10 protein-coding genes and 1 tRNA gene are annotated in these 19726 nt (G+C 59.5%); 6 read left to right on the plus strand and 5 right to left on the minus strand.

The window, feature by feature from the left end; all coding sequences use genetic code 11:
- Positions 1–120: 120 nt before the first annotated feature.
- Complete coding sequence (locus CHU93_RS05150) at positions 121–1275, minus strand: tyrosine-type recombinase/integrase (RefSeq protein ID WP_341476561.1); 1155 nt, start codon at positions 1273–1275, stop codon at positions 121–123.
- Positions 1276–1391: 116 nt separating this feature from the next.
- Between CHU93_RS05150 and CHU93_RS05155 the strand changes: the two genes are divergently transcribed.
- Positions 1392–1458 (plus strand) — tRNA-Arg (locus CHU93_RS05155).
- A gap of 78 nt (positions 1459–1536) precedes the next feature.
- Here CHU93_RS05155 and CHU93_RS05160 read toward each other — a convergent pair.
- From CHU93_RS05160 to CHU93_RS05175, 4 genes are all read right to left on the minus strand, one after another.
- On the minus strand, positions 1537–3372 hold the full coding sequence (locus tag CHU93_RS05160; RefSeq protein WP_094473079.1) for a hypothetical protein: 1836 nt from the start codon (positions 3370–3372) through the stop codon (positions 1537–1539).
- Between the two features lie 74 nt (positions 3373–3446).
- Positions 3447–6347, minus strand: coding sequence for a YHS domain-containing (seleno)protein (locus tag CHU93_RS05165; protein WP_094473080.1), 2901 nt, complete (start codon positions 6345–6347; stop codon positions 3447–3449).
- Positions 6265–8259 (minus strand): nSTAND1 domain-containing NTPase, encoded by a 1995-nt coding sequence (locus tag CHU93_RS05170; RefSeq protein WP_133064323.1) that lies wholly within the window; start codon positions 8257–8259, stop codon positions 6265–6267. The genes CHU93_RS05165 and CHU93_RS05170 overlap by 83 nt, the downstream gene beginning before the upstream one ends.
- 3 nt (positions 8260–8262) lie before the next feature.
- Complete coding sequence (locus CHU93_RS05175; RefSeq protein ID WP_094473082.1) at positions 8263–9741, minus strand: TIR domain-containing protein; 1479 nt, start codon at positions 9739–9741, stop codon at positions 8263–8265.
- A gap of 721 nt (positions 9742–10462) precedes the next feature.
- Between CHU93_RS05175 and CHU93_RS05180 the strand changes: the two genes are divergently transcribed.
- The 5 genes from CHU93_RS05180 to CHU93_RS05200 are packed head-to-tail and all read left to right on the plus strand — an operon-like array spanning position 10463 to position 19708.
- Positions 10463–13489, plus strand: coding sequence for a tubulin-like doman-containing protein (locus tag CHU93_RS05180; RefSeq protein ID WP_243375261.1), 3027 nt, complete (start codon positions 10463–10465; stop codon positions 13487–13489).
- A gap of 27 nt (positions 13490–13516) precedes the next feature.
- Positions 13517–16012 carry a vWA domain-containing protein gene (locus tag CHU93_RS05185; RefSeq protein WP_094473084.1) on the plus strand — a complete coding sequence of 832 codons (2496 nt, stop codon included), beginning with the start codon at positions 13517–13519 and terminating at the stop codon, positions 16010–16012.
- On the plus strand, positions 16009–16743 hold the full coding sequence (locus tag CHU93_RS05190) for an ATP-binding cassette domain-containing protein (RefSeq protein ID WP_094473085.1): 735 nt from the start codon (positions 16009–16011) through the stop codon (positions 16741–16743). The genes CHU93_RS05185 and CHU93_RS05190 overlap by 4 nt, the downstream gene beginning before the upstream one ends.
- A complete protein-coding gene (locus tag CHU93_RS05195) occupies positions 16740–17945 on the plus strand; it encodes an ABC transporter permease (protein ID WP_094473086.1) in 1206 nt (401 codons plus the stop codon). The genes CHU93_RS05190 and CHU93_RS05195 overlap by 4 nt, the downstream gene beginning before the upstream one ends.
- Positions 17942–19708 carry a formylglycine-generating enzyme family protein gene (locus CHU93_RS05200; RefSeq protein ID WP_094473087.1) on the plus strand — a complete coding sequence of 589 codons (1767 nt, stop codon included), beginning with the start codon at positions 17942–17944 and terminating at the stop codon, positions 19706–19708. Before CHU93_RS05195 ends, CHU93_RS05200 begins: the two co-directional genes overlap by 4 nt.
- Positions 19709–19726 lie beyond the last annotated feature (18 nt).

The raw sequence follows: 19726 nt of genomic DNA on the forward strand, positions 1-19726 counted from the left end.
GGAGCTCCAATAAGCTACACCACGCCGTGGGACACGATCTTATCTCGGTGTCCACCAAACCGGCAGCAGGCCATTTAGCAGACTAGCAGGTTTAGCGCGGATAGCCCGATGCTCCTTCAGCTACAATGCCAGCGCGGCAAGGGCCTTGGCGAGACCGTCGCTGCGCAAATGACCATAGTGCTTTTCAATCATCTGGACGCTGGTGCCCGACGCCTGAGCGATCGTTAGCAACGGCAAGCCATCTATCACCAAGTCCGTTATTGTCGAATGGCGCAATGTGTACGCCGTTAGGCCCTCATCTAACTCTGCCGCTCGAGCAGCAAGTGCAATTGGGCGTTTCCAGCTGTCTCGATCCCACCTCTTTCCGTTTGGCCTCACGAACATCGGGGTGCCCGGCGCCTTACCTAAAGCCAGTTCCTGGAATAGCTTAGCTGTATCGGGTGGCAGTAAAATTCTGCGTGACCTGCCATTCTTGTCCTTGGTCACCAGCAATTCGTTGGTTCCGGACGTAAAATCTTCAACGTTTAGAGCTGCCATGGCGCCAGGCCTAAGGGGCAGCAGGCATAAGGCGCGAAAAAACTTCTGGGCCTCATCGGGGATGTGTTGAAGTAACCGTCGCCGTTGTTCTCGGTCGAGGTAGAGAGTGCGCTGGCCGTCGGCCCCCGGGGTTGGCACCAGCGCTTCTTGCCAAGCTCTGTCGGTTCCGGGTTTCCCGAGCGTTGCGGCCTTCCTTAGCGCTGCTCGAAGAGGGACAAGTTCGCGGTTCACCGTGCTCTGCGCCCTGGTCCTGGACGTCACTTCACCGTTTTTGCGCCGACCGACACGTGCAGGCGTTGCTGAGAGCCGCTGTCGCCAGCCATCGAGGTGGTGCCTTCGCAGGTTGGAAATCAGCACGTTGGCTATAGGGTCATTATAGACAAATCGCTCGAAGCGTTCTGCAGCTTCTGGCTTGTCAGCCGCATAAGTGCGGCATGCATCTGCCACAGTCTCAATTTTCTGGATCCGCACTCCACCAGCCCGAACCTGCTCCGCAAAGGCTTCGGCTTCCCTCTTGGCTGCTACAAACATCTCGCTTGCCGGTCGGTCGGAGTACCCTCCCAAAGACATCAACGAGTATCTTTGCTTATCGGGATCATAAGCGCGAGCGATCCATGTGCCAGTGCCGCCCCGCTTCGATGGCCGGAAACCGAGAAAACAACCTTCATGGAGCCGTTGCCAATGCGGCTCCTTTGCAGGTTTCAAACTTTGCCGAACCGATACCTTGCTTAGATCCATAGCCAAAGTGCCATCCCACTTTCCGTACGGAGAAAATACGGAAAACGTGGGTAGACTTCAAGGGCCATGACAACGCCAAGGACAAGATAAACCAATAGGATAGAAGTATCCTATAGGGTACCGAAGTGTAGAACCTCTGCCCTCCGAAGGCAGAGGTCACAGGTTCGAATCCTGTCGGNACTTTCGCCACTTTCGCCGTTCTGCAATTGGCGTGTGTTTGGCGCCTGGTCGGCAACCAGATTTTTCAATCCTGTCGTGATATCAGCCTTCGATGGCTTTGACCGTGAATGTCTGGGCCCAGCCAGAGACATCATGAAGGAGCAACTGGACAAGTTTCGTTGTTTCCGTACCCAACTGTTGAAGTGCCAGAGGAGTTTCAGACTGTATTTCCTGAATCCGGCCCTGTATTGATGCCAGTTCGCGCATTAGCCAGTTCGATTGATTTTCAAGGAGTTCAAACTCCTCATAGGCGCGCAGACCAAAGATCGTGACGCCAAAAATCGGGCACAATAGTGCCAATACGGCGAGTGCACTACCAATGCTCTTGACCAGGGATTTATCTGGAATCAGAGGAAGGATAGAAACCTTCAATGCCACGCAAACAAAAGTGACAATAAAAAGTCGAATTGCCCAGCGTCCAAGAAATTCATGCATGCCCTTGCACTGTTTCGACCGGCGTGTGTGGAAACGGATTTGCTGAGAAACCAATGTTTCCAGCTGTTCCTTGATGTGCGCTTTCGACCCAGCATTGGCAATCATTGGACTTATGCCCCGCGATCGCGTCTGCGCCTGGTAATACCAGACGACCCAACGATATGGTCCGGTCACTGCCTGGTCCAGCCGCCCATGTGGCGCTGTGCGACCAACTGACATCAGCACTTTGGTGAAGCGCTCCAACTCCGCCAGGAATCGATAAGCGATATAGCGTTGATGCCACTCCATGATCTCGTTGAAGCCCCAGAGCAGTGCAATGACCGCGAGGAGCGCAAGCTCAATGGCCTGCAGGGGCTTCGGCGCCAAGCCGCCGACCGCAAATCCGGCAATCGCCAGGGCCAAGGCCGCCGAGGCAAGAACGACAAGATACGAACTGCGGTAACGCTGCTGATATTTGGTCGCAAGTTGTGCAGCAATTGAACTGGAGGGTCTGTCGGGACGATGGCGTCGATAGGAATGCAGCAGCCAGTGATTGCCATCCGATGCATGTGCGGTCTCTTCGAACTCGCACTTTGCAAATCTCATTGTCGCGCCAAGCGCCGCATCACGGACCCGCCAGATATTGAAGTTGTGCAGATGGTTTTCCCGCAGAAACATCTGGACAGGGTCGTGCACCACGCCAAACCAGCCGCGAACCCGGTGTAACAAAGACGTCCGGTCTTGATGCGCTGGAGGTGGCATCAAGGTCTGACGCACATAGGCTCCGGCGGCTTGACAGGCATCGCCGGGCATCTGGGCGCCATTGCCCGAGCTGATCCACCGTGGGGGTGCCCGGCCCAGCCCGTCAAACACCAACTTGGGCACGCCCATCTGTTCGGCATAGGCCGCAATTTCGCTGGTGCCGCCGGGCCCCTTGACCAGCTGTGCCGGGTCTTCAACGACGATCAGCAGATCGCAGTTCCGCACGACAGTGCGACCGACTGCACGATAGCTGTTGTGACGCACGCGGTCAGGCTGGCGCTCTCCATCGAGGATTTGGACAGCAGTTGCTTGCGCCAGCAGGGCGCGGAACGCCTCGATACTGCCGGATGGATCGTCGGACTGGACGAAGCTCTGTTCATACTCTGCCTGCGCGAATGGCAACGGCGCCTCCAGCCGCACGCGGCAATCCGGTTGCGGTTGCGTCCCATCCAGCGCCAGAGCCACGCGAGCGACCAGGCGATCGGCCCCTTCCGCCAGAGGCGAGACGATGTGCAGACGTGTCGGTGCGGCGCTCCGAATGGCCCGCAAGGCGGCCTCGCCGGCGCAATCGATCATATGCTGGCGAATGCATAGCAAGGCGGCATGCAATTGCCGGCCGAGATCGCTGGCAGGGTCATCGACGACCCGGGTTGATCCGGTCACCCCCACCCGGAATGCGATATCAATGGCTTGCGCATCCATGGCGGTGGCCTTCCTTCAGAAACGGCAACCGGCGGGCGCCGCCACGAGCGGGCGCTCCTGGTCCAAGCCGCTGATCACGCGCCTGGCTTTCGACATTTCAGATTGTCCGTCACAAACTTGATGTCGGCCGCCAGCGCCAGCCCCGTGCCACCCATTATGGAGAGGTCATCCAGAATGGCGTCACACATTGGTGTTTTGCCGTCACCTTGAAACTTGCTTTCGACAGACTTGTAAACGGCCAACGCCTCGTCGCGCCGGTTGAGCAGAAGCAGCGCGTTGGCCCGGTTTGCAATGATCCACGGTTGATCCGGGTCCAGGGCCAGTGCACGTTCGGCATCGGCCAGCGCGTCACGGCGGCGCAGATTGAGGGCATTGCTCCAACTGCGGTTGCCAAGTGTTTCGACCAACACTGCGTTTGGCAATTTCCGGGCTTCGATCTCGGCAACCAGCTGGTTGAGCCGACCCAACCTGTACCGCGTCAATTCGATGTCATTCGGCTTGCGTACCGGCCCAACTGCCAGAATGGCCTTGGTAAATTCCGATGCCTCGGTTGCGTTTTCCGTCTGACCCATTGCAAGCCATGCCAACTGGGCGGTGGCGGCCAATTTTTCCGTGTTTGCGTTCCAGGCGGTGCGCTCCTGATCGCTGTGGAACAAGTAGAGTGCGCCATTCTTGCGCAGGAACTTGTCAACATTCGGAGCCGACCGGGTGTTCTGCGCCATTTCACTGCTGGCGAAGCCGCCATAGCGCGGCAAATAGGATTCCGGACTCTTCAGAAATTCCGCACGATTTTCCGCATTGGCAAACAACCACAACGCACCATCATATAACAGGAAGTGATCGGCGCTGCCCGTCTTTGGGGTGTCGCCTTGCGTGTAGGACACGATATCCCGGCCCTCGATAGCCAGACCGGCCTCATCAAGCGGGCGATACGGGTTTCGCCAGAAACCGGTGCGCTGCATTTCTGCATGAATGGCCGCTGCCTGCGCAGGGGTTGCCTTTGCTGCACTTGCCGCAACCAGTGCATAAGCTGCGAAGTCAGGAAATGAGATCTTGTTGTCCCGGGCGAAGTTGTTGAGTTTCCGGAAAGAGCTGATGGCATCGTCCGGCACGACGCCGCCGCGGGCTTCCTTGACCCACATGGCCTGGTCATCGATACCCAGAAAGCCAACGCAGCCTTCTTCTTCGGTTTTCAGTGCGCGGTCAGCCGGGCAAAAGGTGCCGGGCCCATATTCGCTGATGTAAACATGGAATGGAAACTTGGTTGCGCCGAATTGTGTGGGCACGGTGAAGCGCTTCATGCTTTGGCGTTTTGCCAGCGTCTCGCGCATGTCGGCTTCGTCCGCCGTCTGGGCCAGCTGGGGCTGTTGCTTCAACAAAGTCACCAGCAATCTGGTCGCATCCGAATGCCCCCAATCAGACGCATAGCGCAGCAACGGCGCCGCTTCGGCAGCACGGCCCTCCTTTGCCAGCAACTCGCCCAGCTTGAACGGGTTTGACCGCATGTGCTGCCGGGCATAGAAGTCCCAAGGATAACGCCTGAGCCATGCACCGCATTGCTCCTGTAGTCGTCGGTAGGCCGCGAGCGCAGTGTCAGAACGCCCTGCGATCACATAGGCCTCGACCGCACGACCGTAGGCTTGGCATATTTCCGCGCCTTGCTCATCAAACTGCCGCAACTTTCCGAGAATGTCCGCCCGTTCCAAAGCATTGATCGCAATTGTTGCCAATTCGATCGCCGGCCCTCCCTCGCCTAGCTTGATGTGCGCATTGGCAGCCAACGAAGACGCACTTGCAACGACTGCTGCGAACGGCGGAGAACCCTTGTAAACTTCAAAACTGGGTTGGACTGCTTTCAATAGTCCGGTAAAGGTGACGGCAATTTTCCGGTTTGCCGCTTTGGGATCAGATAATTCGGGAATGGCGGTAAAATCGATCGACCTTAAAGGTTCATAGACATTCCAAATTTGATTTGAACGCTGAGGCGAAAATGTGACAGTTTTTAGCTTGTCAGTTAATATTGATAAGGCTCTAAGTTGCGTCCGTGCTGCGGGCTCAAGCTTTCCATCTTGAAGGAGGGCTCTAAATTTTGTTCCAAGGGCTTCGACAAGCAAGATATATTGATCTATTTTGGCAATGTTGTTTTTTTCTAATTGACCAACAATGCTTTCGACTTTATCTATCAATCTTACGGTTTCATCGTAATCATTCGCATTTAATCTCGATAGCGCTGCATCATGAGCGCATTCAATGAGGCGGCTGGCTGCAGAGCCAGGGACCCGCTTATTGAGAGCAGCCGCAATTCTGCAGGCTTCCTTGCGATTCTTGGCCAGTGTTTCGCCTTCTCCTACTCCCCACAATGTTACAATACGCATCCTTGCCATTGGGCCATAATCTTCGACCTGTTTCTCCCAACTACTGGTAAGTATTAAAACCTTATCATCGAGTCGACGAACAAGATCCGTATTCGATCTTTCGTTGTGTATTCTGGAATTGAGACGTGCGACGCGTGAGAGCGCAACACGTAATTGGGGAATCGGGTTGGCTTTGTCGAAAGGTGCCAACCAGTCAGTCAGTTGTTTTAATATCGCGTCTCCCGCCGCCTTGTCACCCTGATCCCAACGATACCAGGCAAGGATATAGCCAGCATCTGCCGCTGCACGCAGATATTCAATCCATTCACGACTCCCGGCTGGAAGTTTCGATATTGCGTCCTTGGCGGCGTCATAGCTTTGTTGATATTGCTCAATTGACTTAGATGCATCGCCAGCTTCATCAAAATTGGAGGCTCGGTAAATTGCTGCGCGCAAAGTGGATGTCGTCGGAATCGCAGCCCGGTCAATTTCACCTTGAACCAGGTTATTCTTGTGATCTAACGCGGCGCTGCCACGCTCAACCTCCTGAGCGTTGGCGACGACGCCGCAAAGTGCGATCCATCCCGCCATTAATAATCCTGCAGGCTTTTTCACTGTCATTTCCTTCGCAGTATTCAACAGCCTCAACAAAATTTTCAGTTGCGCCTGTGATGCTCAAGGCTCGACCTTTATCATCTTCTGCTTCCTGTAAATCTTCTTGCTGATCGCGCAAAAAACGACTCAGAGTCTCCTGCTCTTTTTTTATTCTATCATAGTCTCGAGTCAAAGTGAGCTTCTGTTGCTTGATTTGATCTAAGGCGTATTGTGCGGATTTCATTGCATCGGCCGTAGCCAATGCTTCTTGTCGCGCTGAATTTGCGACGAGTTGGGCCGACCGCATTTCTTTTCGTACTTGAAATAGGCTGATCCCTGACCAAGCGGCAAAGGCAAACGCTGCCGTTAGTGTCATCGAGAGTGTGGTTGTGATTGCCAGCCGGCGACGCAGGTTACGCTGTTCGCGCGCGTCACGTTCTCGTTTTTCTGCAATTTCTATACTCACGCGAGCCCGAGCTTCATCACGAGCATAGCGAGACTGATCCAGAAAGGTCTTCGCGTCGTGATAGGAGCCGCCATGCCGTGAAGCCCATGTCGGGGTCGGCAGCTCCTGTTGCCACCAGCCATCCTGCCGATCCAGATCCAGGCCGGTCAGCAACTCGCCGGCACCGCTTGCGTGGCGTTCCGCATCCTGCACAAGTTCGAGCCAGTTTGCTTCGGCCCGGGCTTCCAATTGCAGCCAGCCAGCCAGTGCTTGCCATTGGCGGATCAGGCTTTCATGGCTGATGTCGATCAAGGTTTCGGGTGTCAGCGGCTGTTCAACCGGTGGCTGCAAGAAATTGCAGTCTGGCGCGCGGAAGGCTTCGATGATGCGGCAAATGGCTTCGCCGCCGCCGGCTTGCCGCTCCGCCCCTTCCTGCATCAGCGAGGCCAGGCGTTGTGGCTGGCGCACCGCGTTGGTGACGTCCGGGCCGCTGACAAGGGCGCGGAACAGCCATTGCGCCAGCGGACGATCCGCTGGCTCCAGTCCTTGCAGGATCTGTTCGCCATGTTGGTCCAGCGCGCCACTGAGCCCGCCAAGCGCAAGATAGGCGTCGCGCGTCAACAACACCGGATCATCGCCGGCTGCGCGCGCCTGGAGCCACATCCGGTTGAGCAGATGCTGCATCAATGGCAGCTGGTCAGCCCGGCGCGAAAGGATCTGGCCCTTGCCTACGCCGGTGGCCTCTTCCCACGGCGCAAAGCTTTCCATGTCATTCAGCAACTGCGGAACCAGTGCGGGTTCAAGTTCGAATCCCAACACCGCGGCCGGCCCCTCGATGGCCTCGCTGCATTGGGCGCGCGCCATGCGGGGCGTGAGAAACAGGCTGGAGTTCACCTGCTCCGCCAGGCCGGGAAACAGCCCACAGGCGCCGATATACTCCGACCGCATGGTCAAGACGACATGGATTGGCACATCGGGCGCTCTTGCGGCCTCGAGCAACAGCGAGACGAATCGCTCGGCCTCGTCGCGCTCGGCAAAGTCGGCGTACCGAAACAGCTCTTCAAATTGGTCAACGAGGATAAGCAGATTTTCGTTCGGGGCCATTGAGCTGCCAATGGCCCAGTGGGACAGGGCGCGCGGACCGCTGGCCAGAAAGGCCTTGAGCATCGGCGGTGACAACTCGCCTTCGCCAGACACCGCCGCCAGCGCTTCGGCCAGGTTCTGCAGCGGCGTGCCGCCCGGATGCATGTCGACTATCCGCCACCGTGCACCAGCCCGGGCAAAGAAACCCTTTTCCAGTGCGTCGAACAGCCCGGTGCGCACCAGCGATGACTTGCCGCTGCCCGACGCGCCCAGCACCGCCAGAAAGCGGGTGGCCGCCAGGCGATCGATCATCGCATCGATATGGTCTTCGCGTCCAAAGAAGATGATCGATTCCTCGCGCCGGAAGGCACGCAGGCCTGGGTAGGGCATCGCTGGCAGACCATCGAACATGGATCAGCCCTTGCCGCCGGAACGCAGCGCCACGCCCACATGATCGAACGTCCAGCTTTGTCCATCACTTGCCGTGCAATCCAGCTCCTGGAAGCCCTTCACAAAGGCAATTGGCCTTGGGCCTTTGCCGTCAGGCGGCCCGTGCAGCACGGCGCCCGCCAGTGGACGACGGTTTGCGCTGCGGATCTTGACGATACCCATGAGTTGGGTGCTCGCCCAGCCCCGGCCAGCCTTGCCCCTGATCAGAACAACGGCGTCAGCCTCCATGACCTGTTTGGCATAATTCCGTTGCAGGCTTGCCGAATTCTCGGGCTCTTCAAGGGGCGGAAAAGCCAGAAACCGATCAGACAAGGTGGCGCCGCACTGGATTGCCGCGTCCAGGTCGGCCGTATCGGCATGGACGAACACGGTCGGCAAATCGCTGTCGGAAGGCGGCGAGTCCGTCTGTGGCGGCTCCATCACGGCGTCGATCACGGTTTTTCGGAATGTTTCAAATGTTGAAGCCTGCACCGTTGGCATCATCAACAAGTCGCGCTGTCCGCTGTCTGCAACCTCGGCCACGGTGAGGTTGGACTGACGCCATTGCAACAGGCGTGCACTCGACCGTTCCGCGGCCTGGGCTTGAAAACGCAGATAACCCTCCGGCAAATCGGCTGGCGCGCGGCCACGAGCCGCACTGAGCAACTGAACCACAAAATCTGCCTGTTCCAGATCGCGGCGGAATGCGGCCTGAAATTCTGATCCGCCCTGTGGGAAGTCACCCTCTGGCAAGACCCGCACACCGGGCAATTGCAGCAGGGCGCTGTTCAATAGATCAACCTGCGCCTGAAGATCGTCTGTGGCCTGGCAAATCAGCACGGTGCGCTTCGGTGGCACCGGGCTTGCGACACCAATTGGTTCGTCGGTGTTCGGGGCGACAAATCTTGGCGCTTGCCGCCGGGTCATGCTCGAATCAGATGTCTGGCCTTCGGGACGAATCTTGGCTGCAATCGCACTCGACAAGGCAAGGACGTTGCGACAAAACTCGTCCGTACCGGGTTTGAGGGCCATCTTCGGCAACCCGGGATCTGATGACCTCTCGTGAAAGATGCGGACATGTCGGCCGGAAAACTCCGGCAACAGCGGTATCTTTTTGGCGTCGGTCGGTTCTGCGGCGATGATGAACAAATGATCCCGCCAATCATCGCGAGATTCGCTGAAGGCCCGCAACTCATCCGCTGTCCATTTTCGTTTGTGGTAAGCCGGTGAACTGATCGCTAGAAATGCCCTGCTCTGGGACGCCGCTTCCAGCAAGCGCTCGAGTTCATAATTGGGCTGCAAGTCTTTCATGTCATAGAATATTCTTGGTTCATCGCCCAGCAAATCACGCTTCAGGGCCGATGTCAGGTCGGCAAAAAGCGCTCCGACCCAGCCCTTGTAGGGCTCAGGCAAATCATCCGAAACGGATGCATAGCTGACAAAGAGATCATATTGGTACCCCACCGCCGTCTCCCACCCACGACACTCCGAAGGTAAAGAGAATATTCACCGTTGACCAGAGGGATTCAGGCATCTGGCGCGACGTCTGCAACACGCCACGCGCAGTGCACGATGCAGTACCACGGATTTCGCCTCATCTCAGTAATTTGATATTTGTATGGTCCATCGCTCGGAATCCTGTGCATCAAGGTCGACGTCGACGACATGGGACGCAACTGGTCTCGTAAGCAGTTGATTAGGCTGCGGTGACAGACAATTTTGACGATTGAATCAATGTGATAGCCAATCGTCTGATTGCGAATCACGATGGCATCGGACCTGACAAAATACGAAGGGTACGGTCGGTTTGACTCTTGATCGGAGGGAGTTGCGCTTGCCCGGCATCACCGAAAACAAATGACGTTTTGAATCAACGATTTGATACGTAATAGTAGATTATTCGAAACTGCGGTACGGATCAAATGATCAGCGAAGCCGAGCTGAAGGCCCAATCATCATCGCCGGATTGAGGCCGCTTGCTTTCCCATTCCAATTAACCATTATACCACGGCATGAGCCGTGACAGACGGAGAATGGGTGGATGCAGTAATCGATGATTCGGATCATGTGATGAGGGGACTGATATCGGTCGTCCTGGTGGCAGTTGATTCCCTGACGCCAAGAGAGATGTTCCCGTGAAGACAATGCTACCAAGGGGGCTAAATTGAATCATCTTTTCATCGGTTTGGGTGGCACAGGCGGCAAGGTTCTGGCGGCCCTGCGGCGACAGATATATCAGCAATATCGCAGTGCCGAACCGGCCGCCTTGGCCGTGGACTATCTTTACATTGACACGTCGGCGACGGACACGCGCATAGCGGACATCACCTCGCAGATTGCAGCTGGTGACCGAATGTGGCGAACGCTGGGCCATTCGGTGCAATTGTCACCGGGCCAGATTGTCCATCTGGAGCAGGCCGATTTCAGCGGTATGCTCAGCAACCTTGATGATTATCCGACGATCCGGAAGTGGATCGGTGAGAAATCGGTTTGGGAAGATATCTGGAACAGCGCACCCAATGGCATTGAGGCCGGGGGCCAATTGCGGCGCTTCGGGCGGCTGCTCTTCGCCCAGAATGTCCGAAAGGTCAGCGATGCGCTGAAAAACCGTCTGGTTGCCCGCCAAACCCAGGATGGTGTGGCGACCACTGATTGGACCATCCACATCTTTGCCGGCCTGGCCGGCGGTACTGGCAGCGGCACGTTCATCGATCTGGTTGGCCAGCTTCGCAAGCTTGCCGCCGGGCGAACGGCCAAGATCATCCTGTATGTGGTGCTGCCGGAAACGCAGGACACAAGCTGGGCCAAGGAAAATTATTACGCCAACGGTTATGCCGCGCTGGCGGAGTTGAACGCGGCGGTCGTCAAGCAGCAACGGCTGTCAGATGTTGCTGAAGAGCGCGGCACCTATGACAATAATCTTCCGGTGGACAATTGCTTCATCATCACCAACCGGAACGAAAATGGTCTGATCGTCAACACGGAGAAGCTTCTGCCGCAGATCGTGGCCGAAAGTGTCTATCAGATCGTGATCGCTTCCGGAGACGCGCGTGCGCAGGGTGCGCAGGCCGGCGATGCCGCTGGTGCCGACCAGCGCGCCTGGCGCGACATGGTCACCGGCGAGAATTATTTTGGCCAATATGAAAAGGATGCCGAAGGCGCTCCCGACGCGCGCGCGAACCGGTTCATGGCCTTTGGCATCAAGCGGATAGCCATTCCTCACCAGGAGGTGCGCGAATATTCCACCATGGTGTTCCTGCGCCAGTATCTCTTGCGCGCGCTGCACGACAACTGGGTTGATGGCATCGGTTTCGAGGCCGCGTCTCGGCCATTCGACGCGGCGCATGAAGTGCGCAACGAGACGCGGCGGGAAGCCTGGGGATTGACCAATGAGCATCTGCGGCTTGAACGCAAGCTTCTGGACAATGATGCCGGTTGGCGCAGCCTTCGCGATGAGTTTACAGCCGCGCTGACTGGCCGGACCGAGGCGCTGATTTCCGAGGGCGGCAAGAATGATGGCTGGGCAGCCGCCCTGCAGAGCTTTGCGCGTGACTTTTATGAGCGCGAAAACGGATTCCGCCGCAGCGGCGTGCCGGAATTCTACCAGGTCGCTGAACGCTCCATTCCGGATCGCGCACGCTTCATCGTTCGCAATCGCATTGCGGCGACCTTGTTCGATGAATGGAAGAGCTGCCGCCGGCCAATCCGCGATGTCGAGCGTTTGATCGACGAACTGATTGTCGACGTGAATGAACGGATCGGCGCCAGCGAGAAGAAAATCGCTGATCTGATCCGCCAGCAAGAGCAGAAGGACGCCGACGCCAAAAAGCTGTTTGGCGATTATGTCAACAGCAACGCGTGGAATCCGCTGACCGACCGCAAGAAAATGTTGCGACAGCTCAGCCTGGCCTATGTCGATGCCTATTCGCTTCGGGCTGGGCAGGTGGCTCAGGCCTTCATGAAGAAGACGCTCATGCAGGTCCTGACGGAATTGCAGGCGCTTAATGCTGCGGTGGAAGCAACGGCCGCCAGGCTTGAGGCAGCCAGCATCACCGCGGAAAACCGTCGCACCCAGCGGGTACAGGTCGGCCAGAGCAACATCGGGTCACACCAGTATAAATTCTATGATCCTGACCATGTTCGTCAGGTCATTGCCCGGCTCCAGTCCGACAATGGTCTGCAAACCCAGCAGACCCTGGCGGTCGCCAGCGCGCTTGCCAACGCAATGGGAACGCAGGCCAGCTTCGTCCGGTTTGCCGAAACCATGTCGGAAGGGCGCATTCTGGAAGTGCTGGAGGGCGTGGCCGAGGAAAAGGCCGAAGAGGCTCTGGCGGCCATGGAGTCCGAACGGGATCGGATTCTGCAATCCTCGATCATCCAGAAACTCTATGAGGAATATGCCGGCCAGAACGAGGCGCTGCGCCGTTTCGTGTCGGAACGTGTGCGGGAAGCGGGGTCCTTTGCGGCCTTTTCCCGCAATGAAAGCCTGGCCCGTGGCGGCGCCGCCATTGCGCGCTGTCTGGTGGCTTTTGTGCCGTCGGACGCCGGGCTGCCTGATCACATCAAGGATTTCCGCTTGGAATTGCTGGCAGCGATCCGCCAGGCCAGTGACAATGTTGCCATCAGCGAGACCCATGATCGGGGTCACGAAATTGTCTTCCTCAGCCTCGTCAACCAGTTCCCGCTCCGCTTCCTGTCGGCGTTGGAGTTCCTGAAGGAGAAGCACGACCGACTGGTCTCAGGGCCAGGCGCGGTGCGCAAACGGCTGGAATTGTACCTTGAAGGTGATGGCACCACCCTGCCATCGCTTTATGCGCCCAGCGCGGATCAATTGCGGCAGGATGCGGCCCCTTATTGGTTGATTGCCGAATGCGCCGGCCTGCTGGCGCAAACCGAAAACAATACCACCGGGGCCAAGGAAGTCAGGCTCAAGACGACCGATGCGGACGGGCGCATCCGTGTCCATCTGGTTGGCGACAGGCTTGAGAACGGCACGAAGGGGTTGACCCCGGCCAATGCGCTGATGCTGAAATCGGTCGTGTCCGAACATCTGGCCACGCTGGTCCATATCGACCAGCGCAACGCTCTGAAAAAGCAGATCATTGATCGCCAGAACGCGGTGCTCGAACAGGCCGGCTTTGATCCCAACCATCCCAGTGTCGTGGCGATGGAAAGCGTGGCCCGCAAGGCGCTCGAGCTGCTGGGTGTTTGAAACTGATCGGCGGGATTGGGGGATGCAATGATCAAGGCAAAATGCAGCCAGTTCGGCAACTGCCCGCTGGCCGATGGCAAGATCCACACGGTTGAATCCATCGCGGATCACCCGTGCGAGCTGCGCCGGGACGGCGGGCAGTGCGGTCTGGAAGAGGTGAAGAAAACCCCGGTTGCCGTGCCAGGCTGGCTGCGCCCGGCCGCCATCGTCGGTGCCGGCCTGCTTGCTTTGGGCAGCGCGGGTGGCGCCGCATGGTATTTCTTCATGCGTGCACCCACGTGCGAAGTGTCGAAGGTGCAATCGCTGCTTGCCTTGGCGCCAGCCGTGGCGGAACTGGAATCGGCCGGTCTCGATTGCTTGGCCGCCGCCAAACACACCGGCGATATTGTGCAGATGGCGCTTGCTGCCCAAACGCTGCGAGCGGCGGATGCCAAGGGGTCGGCCAAGGCTTCGGCCGCGCTTGGCCGATTGTTCGACCCGCTCAAACGGCCTGAACTCGAAGCGGAATCCAAGTCACCGCAAGCCCTGCCCGCCACGGATCCCCGCACCGCGGTGCGCTTTTATGATCGTGCGGCCAAGCTTGGTGATGCGGATGCCCGGGTGGCGGCAGCGGCCTTGCGGCAGAAATTTGACTTGCCGGACACGGCCGGCGTGCAGGCCGGCAAGGATGGCGGCCCCCTCGCGGTGCCGGGCCATCCCGACATCTTCCAGCGCGTCATTGCCAAGCCTGGTGCAGTGTTGGCGTCGGCACCCGGCAGTATGCAGGGGCAGGCGCTGAAACCGTTTGATCTCTTTTACGTTTTTGGAACCAGGGGGGATTGGCTGAATGTCGGTCGCCGGCTGGATCGCGGCGCCGAAGGCTGGATTCCGGCCGAGAAGGCGCAGGATTGGAATGTCATGCTGGTCATGCGTTACGCGCCGCAAGGCCAGCGCCGTCCGGTTGCATTCTTCAAGGACGAGTTGACGATCAAATCGCTGATTTCCCAGCCTGGCGCCGCCGATTCCCTTGACGCCATCATCGCGTCGGCTGATTCCGGCGAGCCCGATCCCCGCCTGGTTGCCGTCGAGGATCGCAGCGTCGACTGGCAAGCCCAACCTTATGTCATGCCAATTCTCCAGGCCAGCATGGCGGTGGCTGATGATGGCCGCAACGTCACGCTGGCTCGCATCGGCTCGCTCGCCGGCGGCGCTGCGGTGGCAGCGCCGACGCGCGCTCCGGCTTCCTGCGCCGGCAACCCTGCGGCTGCGGCCATTCACCAGGTGGTCTTCGTCATCGACACCACTTCGTCCATGGGGCCCTACATCGAAGGGGTGAAGCGCATATCCAGTGCCTGGCAGCGGGAAGTCATGGCGCGCGGCCTGTCGGATCGCTTCCGCTTTGGGGTGGTTGGCTATCGAAACAACATGCAGGATCCGGCGCAGGCTGGCCTCGAATATGTTACCCGCACCTATCTGCCCCTGTCGGCGGGTGCCAATGCCGAAGCCTTTGCCGCAGCCATGCGGCAGGTCGCGCCGGCGACCGTCTCCACCCACAGCTTCGACGAAGATGCGGTGGCTGGTCTGAATGAGGCCCTCGCCCTTGATTGGAGCGGAGGGTGCGGTGTGCGGCTGATGTTCCTTGTCACTGATGCCGGCGCACTGAAATCCGATGATCCAAAGGCGCGCCATCAGGGTATCGGCCTCTCGACGATTGCCGCCCGGGCACGTGAAGCCTCGATCAAACCGATCGTGGTGCATATCGGCACACCGGAAGCCAAGGCAGCGCGCAACCTTGAACCGGCAGAAGCAACCTATCGAGAGGCCTTCGCCAACGCCGCCGGTGAAGGTTATTTCAATTTGAACAATGGGTCCGCGCAGGCCTTTGATGCCTATCTCGCCGGCATTGGCCCGCTGATCGGCAAGGTTGCCGACGAAAAGGCCGGAAAGCTGAGCAGCCGGCCGCAGACAACGCCCGGCCAGGTGCCCGACATCACCACGCAGGTCCTAACCGAATTGTTCAGTGTCCAGCAGCGTTTTGTCGGGGCCGCCGCCGGTGCGCAGGCCGCAACGTTCACGGAATCCTGGACCAGTGATCGCGATCTTGCCGACCTCAACCGCGAAGCACTTGAAGTCAGTGTGTTTCTCACCCGTCGGCAGTTGAGCCAACTGGCGGAGCAGACCGAGCGGCTTGTGAATACAGCCCGCCAGGCCAAGCTGGAAAGTGATCGCTTCTTCGGCATGTTGCGGGTGGTCGCTGCCGCCACCTCCCAGGATCCGGCCCGCTTCTCCGGTGACGTTGCACGCCTGGATGCCATGATGCCATCTTTCCTCAAGTTGTTGCCCTATCGCAGCGATGTGCTCAGCCTCACCGCCGAGGATTGGCGCGCCATGGGCGCTGCAAAGCAGGATGCCTTCCTGCGGCGCCTTTCGGAAAAGCTCGCCTTCTACAGGGCAATCGAGCAGGACCAGAGCAAATGGCGTGCACTGGGAGACAGCAACCGCGATAATGCCGTTGCCCTCGTACCCTTGCGGCAGATGCCATGACCGCTGCCCTGCTGGACATCAGGGCTGCACATGTTGTTGTCGGCGCTGCGCCGGAACGATTTGAACTGGAGGTTGAACAATTCCGGCTTGAGCGCGGCCAGCGCGTTGCGATTGTTGGCCCGAGTGGCTCGGGCAAGAGCCTGTTTCTGGAACTGGTCGGCCTGATCAGAGCTCCAGCCGCAGCGCAGCTGTTCACGATGGCCACCCCGGACGGACCATTTGATGTCGCGGCGGCCTGGAACCAAAGCGATCTTGTCGGCCTGGCAAGGCGGCGCATGCTTGGCATCGGCTTTCTGCTGCAGAGCGGAGGGCTGCTCAAGTCGCTGAGCGTGGACGAGAATGTTCAACTCCCAGCCCAATTGGCGGGTCGGCCGCTCTCAACCGGCAATCATCTTGTGGAAGCCCTCGGGCTGATCGGTCAGCGCCGCCTCAAGCCTGCGGCCTTGTCGGGTGGGCAGCGTCAGCGAGCGGCTCTGGCGCGCGCCATGGCCGCGCAACCGGAACTGCTGATTGCCGATGAACCCACAGCCGCCCTTGATCCCGGCAATGCCGACAAGGTGATGGAATTGATCGTCAGCGCTGTGGAAACAGGGCATCTTCAAGCAGCGATCGTCGCGACGCACGATCTGGATCGCGTCCGCCGGTTCGGTCTGCAGATGGTTCATATCGAAGCGCGCAGCACGGCTGGCGGCGGCGCCGGCACCTTGGCCAACTTTGGTGCCGCAGCATGAGTCGCTTGGCCGTGATCTTGCGGCTTGCCGTGCGCGATCTGGTCGATGAATGGCCAAATGCAGCCTGTCTGGTGGTCGTTGTGGCGGCAGCGGCAGCGCCCTTGTTGTTGTTGCTGGCCATTCGTGATGGGGTGGTTGGCCAAATGCGGGCGGAACTCACCCGCTTTCCGGCCAGTCGCGAACTCGTCAGCATCGGCCAGCCACGGGTGACCTGGCCAATGATTGTTGGCCTGCAGCGCCGGCCTGAAGTGGACTTTGTGGTGCCACGCACGCGTTTGCTGGCCGCATCGGCTGTCATTGAGGTGCCATTTGGACGCAGCGCGGTGGATCTGGTTCCCACGGGCCCCGGAGACCCCTTGATCAACAGGCCCAAGGGTGACGGGATCGTCTTGTCAGATCAGGCAGCGCGCATCATCCGGGCCCGACCCGGCCAAACCGTGACGCTGATCATAAGCCGCACCCGGCCCAATGGCGAACGCCAGACAGTGCAACTGCCAACCCGGGTCTCTGCCATCCTCCCGCCTGGCCAATCGAGCCGACAGATCGTCCTGCTTGATGCGCAATATCTCGTTGCCACCGAAATTTACCGCGAGGATGAAACCGTTGCCGATTTTGATGCGGCGCTGACGCTGGCCAAGGCCACATTCAAGACGCGCGTCTATTCCGGTCTGCGCATCTATGCCCGATCCGTGGATGATCTGGCTGCCGTGCGCACCATGCTGTTGGCACTAGGTATCGAAACCGACAGCCGGCTTGAGGAAGCGCGGCTGGTGCAGCGCCTTGATCAATCACTTGGCACAATCATCGCCGTGCTTGCCACCGTGGCCGCCAGCGGCCTCGCCGTCTCCCTTGCGGCCGCGCAATGGGGCTGGGTGGAACGGCGGCGCAGTGATTTGGGCTATCTTCGGCTCATTGGCCTTGATCGGTCCGAGTTGATGCTGCTCCCGCTGTTCATTGGCCTCATCGTCACGATCGTCGGAATGGGAATCGCCACTGGCCTCGGCGTTCTTGGGCACCTGGCCGTCAACAGCCTGTTTGCCGGCATGCTGGGCGGCCTTGCGACCATCAGCGCATTGTCGCCTGGGCATGTCGCACAGGTCGGTCTTCTTGCCGGGGTTGCATCCCTCCTGGCCTCGATTCTGGGTTCGCTTGCGGCGCGCCGGATCGGTCCAGCCGTCGCTCTCAGGGAACAGACAAGATGAAACCCCATGGCCTGATCGCTCTGGCAGCATTGTTCCTGTTGGGAAGCTGTGACCGTGCGCGTGAACTGGTGGGCGGTGGTGATGGAAAATGGTGCCGGATCGATGATCCCGGGTTCGTCGAGCAGCGGCGCCGCCAATTGAAGCTGCCGCGTGACAAGGCTGACACCATCGATTGCAGCGAGCGTGCCCCCGTCGCCTCCCTGCCCGACGAACTGGTGCTGCCCATGCCATGCGGACGCAAGATGGTGTTCCGCGCCGTCCGGGTGGCTGTTGGTGACGCGCTGGATTCCGAAACCGCTCATTTTGGTGACCCGGATGCCGAGGATGCGTTTCGCAAGGCGATCAGCGGCCCCTGGTGGGGTGAAGTTGCCGGCGGCTTCACGGCCAGGCCAGACGGCTCTGGCAGCAGCACTCTCTACATTGGCAAGTATGAAGTCACGCGGCCCCAATTTGCCGCCATGGCCGATGGCGGCAAGAGCTGCACGCAGGCCGATGAAGCCGTTGCTGCGGTGGATGGCACGGATGTGCTGCCGCAAACCGGTGTCAGCTGGCATGATGCCGTTGCCTTTGCCGACAGCTATACCCGATGGCTTCTGGGCCAAGACGGTGGCGCTGCCTTGCCGGCCAACCAGGCCCGCCCCGGCTTCCTGCGCCTTCCCACCGAAGCCGAGTGGGAGTTTGCTGCCCGCGGTGGCCGCGAAACCGGTGGTCCGACACGGGTGTATGAACCGGCACCCGGATATGGCCCGCCGGGTTCTGCCCGTCTGGCCGATGTTGCCTGGTATCGCGAAGTGGGCGTGACTCCACCAGAAGGCGAAGCCGTGTTCCCGATCGGTCGCAAGGCGCCCAATCGCCTGATGATCTTCGACATGCTCGGCAATGCCGAGGAACTGACGGCTGACCTGTTCCAGCCGGTGCGGCCGGATGGCATCAAGGCCGGCCGCCGGGGCGGCGTGGTGGTTCGTGGCGGCAGTTCCATGGATGAAGCCGCGCAGATCGGTGTTGGCAGTCGCCGCGAGATGGAGCTTTATTTGCCCGACGGCCCGGCCCGCGGCCCATCAGTTGGTTTCCGGTTGGTCATTGCGGCCCCCTATTTCGTCAACATGCGCGACTCCAATGGCAAGGAGCTGCAGGGCAACCCTGCCTTCAGCACCGCTGTCACCCAGGCCTGGAACCGCTTGGTGCGGGCAGAGGGCACGGCCGGCTCCGGTCAACGCAGCGCGGCCCAGTCGCAATTGGTGGCCCTGTCGGCCCAACTGGGCGGAAACTCTGCCACCGCCGGCATGGTTGCGGCCATCCGCAGCCAGCTTGACGAAGCGTCCGCGCAAGTGGCGATCAGGGAACAGCGCAGCACCGAGGAACAGCTTCTCGCGGCATTGCTTGCTGCTGGCTATGCCCGCGAACGGGCCGGAAAACTGAAGACCATGCGGGATACTGTTGCCGCCGCCGAAGCGGGCGAACTGACCGAGGCCAACCGCGAGATGATCCGCAACATGGCCGCGCTCGTGCCGGCAAACTTGCGCGAGATGCAGTCGTCCTATGACTATTATGTCGCCACCATCGAGGGGCTTGGGAAGCGACCGGCCAGCGAGTTCGAACAGTCCGTGGCGGTGGTTGCAGACCGTTTGCGCCGGGCCGGACTGGAGCGGTTGCTCGTGCTGCTGCCGGTTGCCCGCCAGCATGTCCTGTCGGCGCGCAGCGCGGCGCCGGGCAGTGACGCGCGGGCGCGCTGGATCCGAGAGATTGGCGCCGTGCGCGTCTGACAGGGCAGGCGAATCATC

The organism is Sandarakinorhabdus cyanobacteriorum, assembly GCF_002251755.1.
Lineage (GTDB): Bacteria > Pseudomonadota > Alphaproteobacteria > Sphingomonadales > Sphingomonadaceae > Sandarakinorhabdus > Sandarakinorhabdus cyanobacteriorum.

What these genes read in the sequence shown, in the direction of transcription:
- CHU93_RS05195 (WP_094473086.1), top strand. Translation starts at nt 16,740, where the DNA reads ATGAGTCGCTTGGCCGTGATCTTGCGGCTTGCCGTGCGCGATCTGGTC.
- CHU93_RS05150 (WP_341476561.1), bottom strand. Translation starts at nt 1,275, where the DNA reads ATGGATCTAAGCAAGGTATCGGTTCGGCAAAGTTTGAAACCTGCAAAG.
- CHU93_RS05165 (WP_094473080.1), bottom strand. Translation starts at nt 6,347, where the DNA reads ATGACAGTGAAAAAGCCTGCAGGATTATTAATGGCGGGATGGATCGCA.
- CHU93_RS05190 (WP_094473085.1), top strand. Translation starts at nt 16,009, where the DNA reads ATGACCGCTGCCCTGCTGGACATCAGGGCTGCACATGTTGTTGTCGGC.
- CHU93_RS05200 (WP_094473087.1), top strand. Translation starts at nt 17,942, where the DNA reads ATGAAACCCCATGGCCTGATCGCTCTGGCAGCATTGTTCCTGTTGGGA.
- CHU93_RS05170 (WP_133064323.1), bottom strand. Translation starts at nt 8,259, where the DNA reads ATGTTCGATGGTCTGCCAGCGATGCCCTACCCAGGCCTGCGTGCCTTC.
- CHU93_RS05160 (WP_094473079.1), bottom strand. Translation starts at nt 3,372, where the DNA reads ATGGATGCGCAAGCCATTGATATCGCATTCCGGGTGGGGGTGACCGGA.
- CHU93_RS05185 (WP_094473084.1), top strand. Translation starts at nt 13,517, where the DNA reads ATGATCAAGGCAAAATGCAGCCAGTTCGGCAACTGCCCGCTGGCCGAT.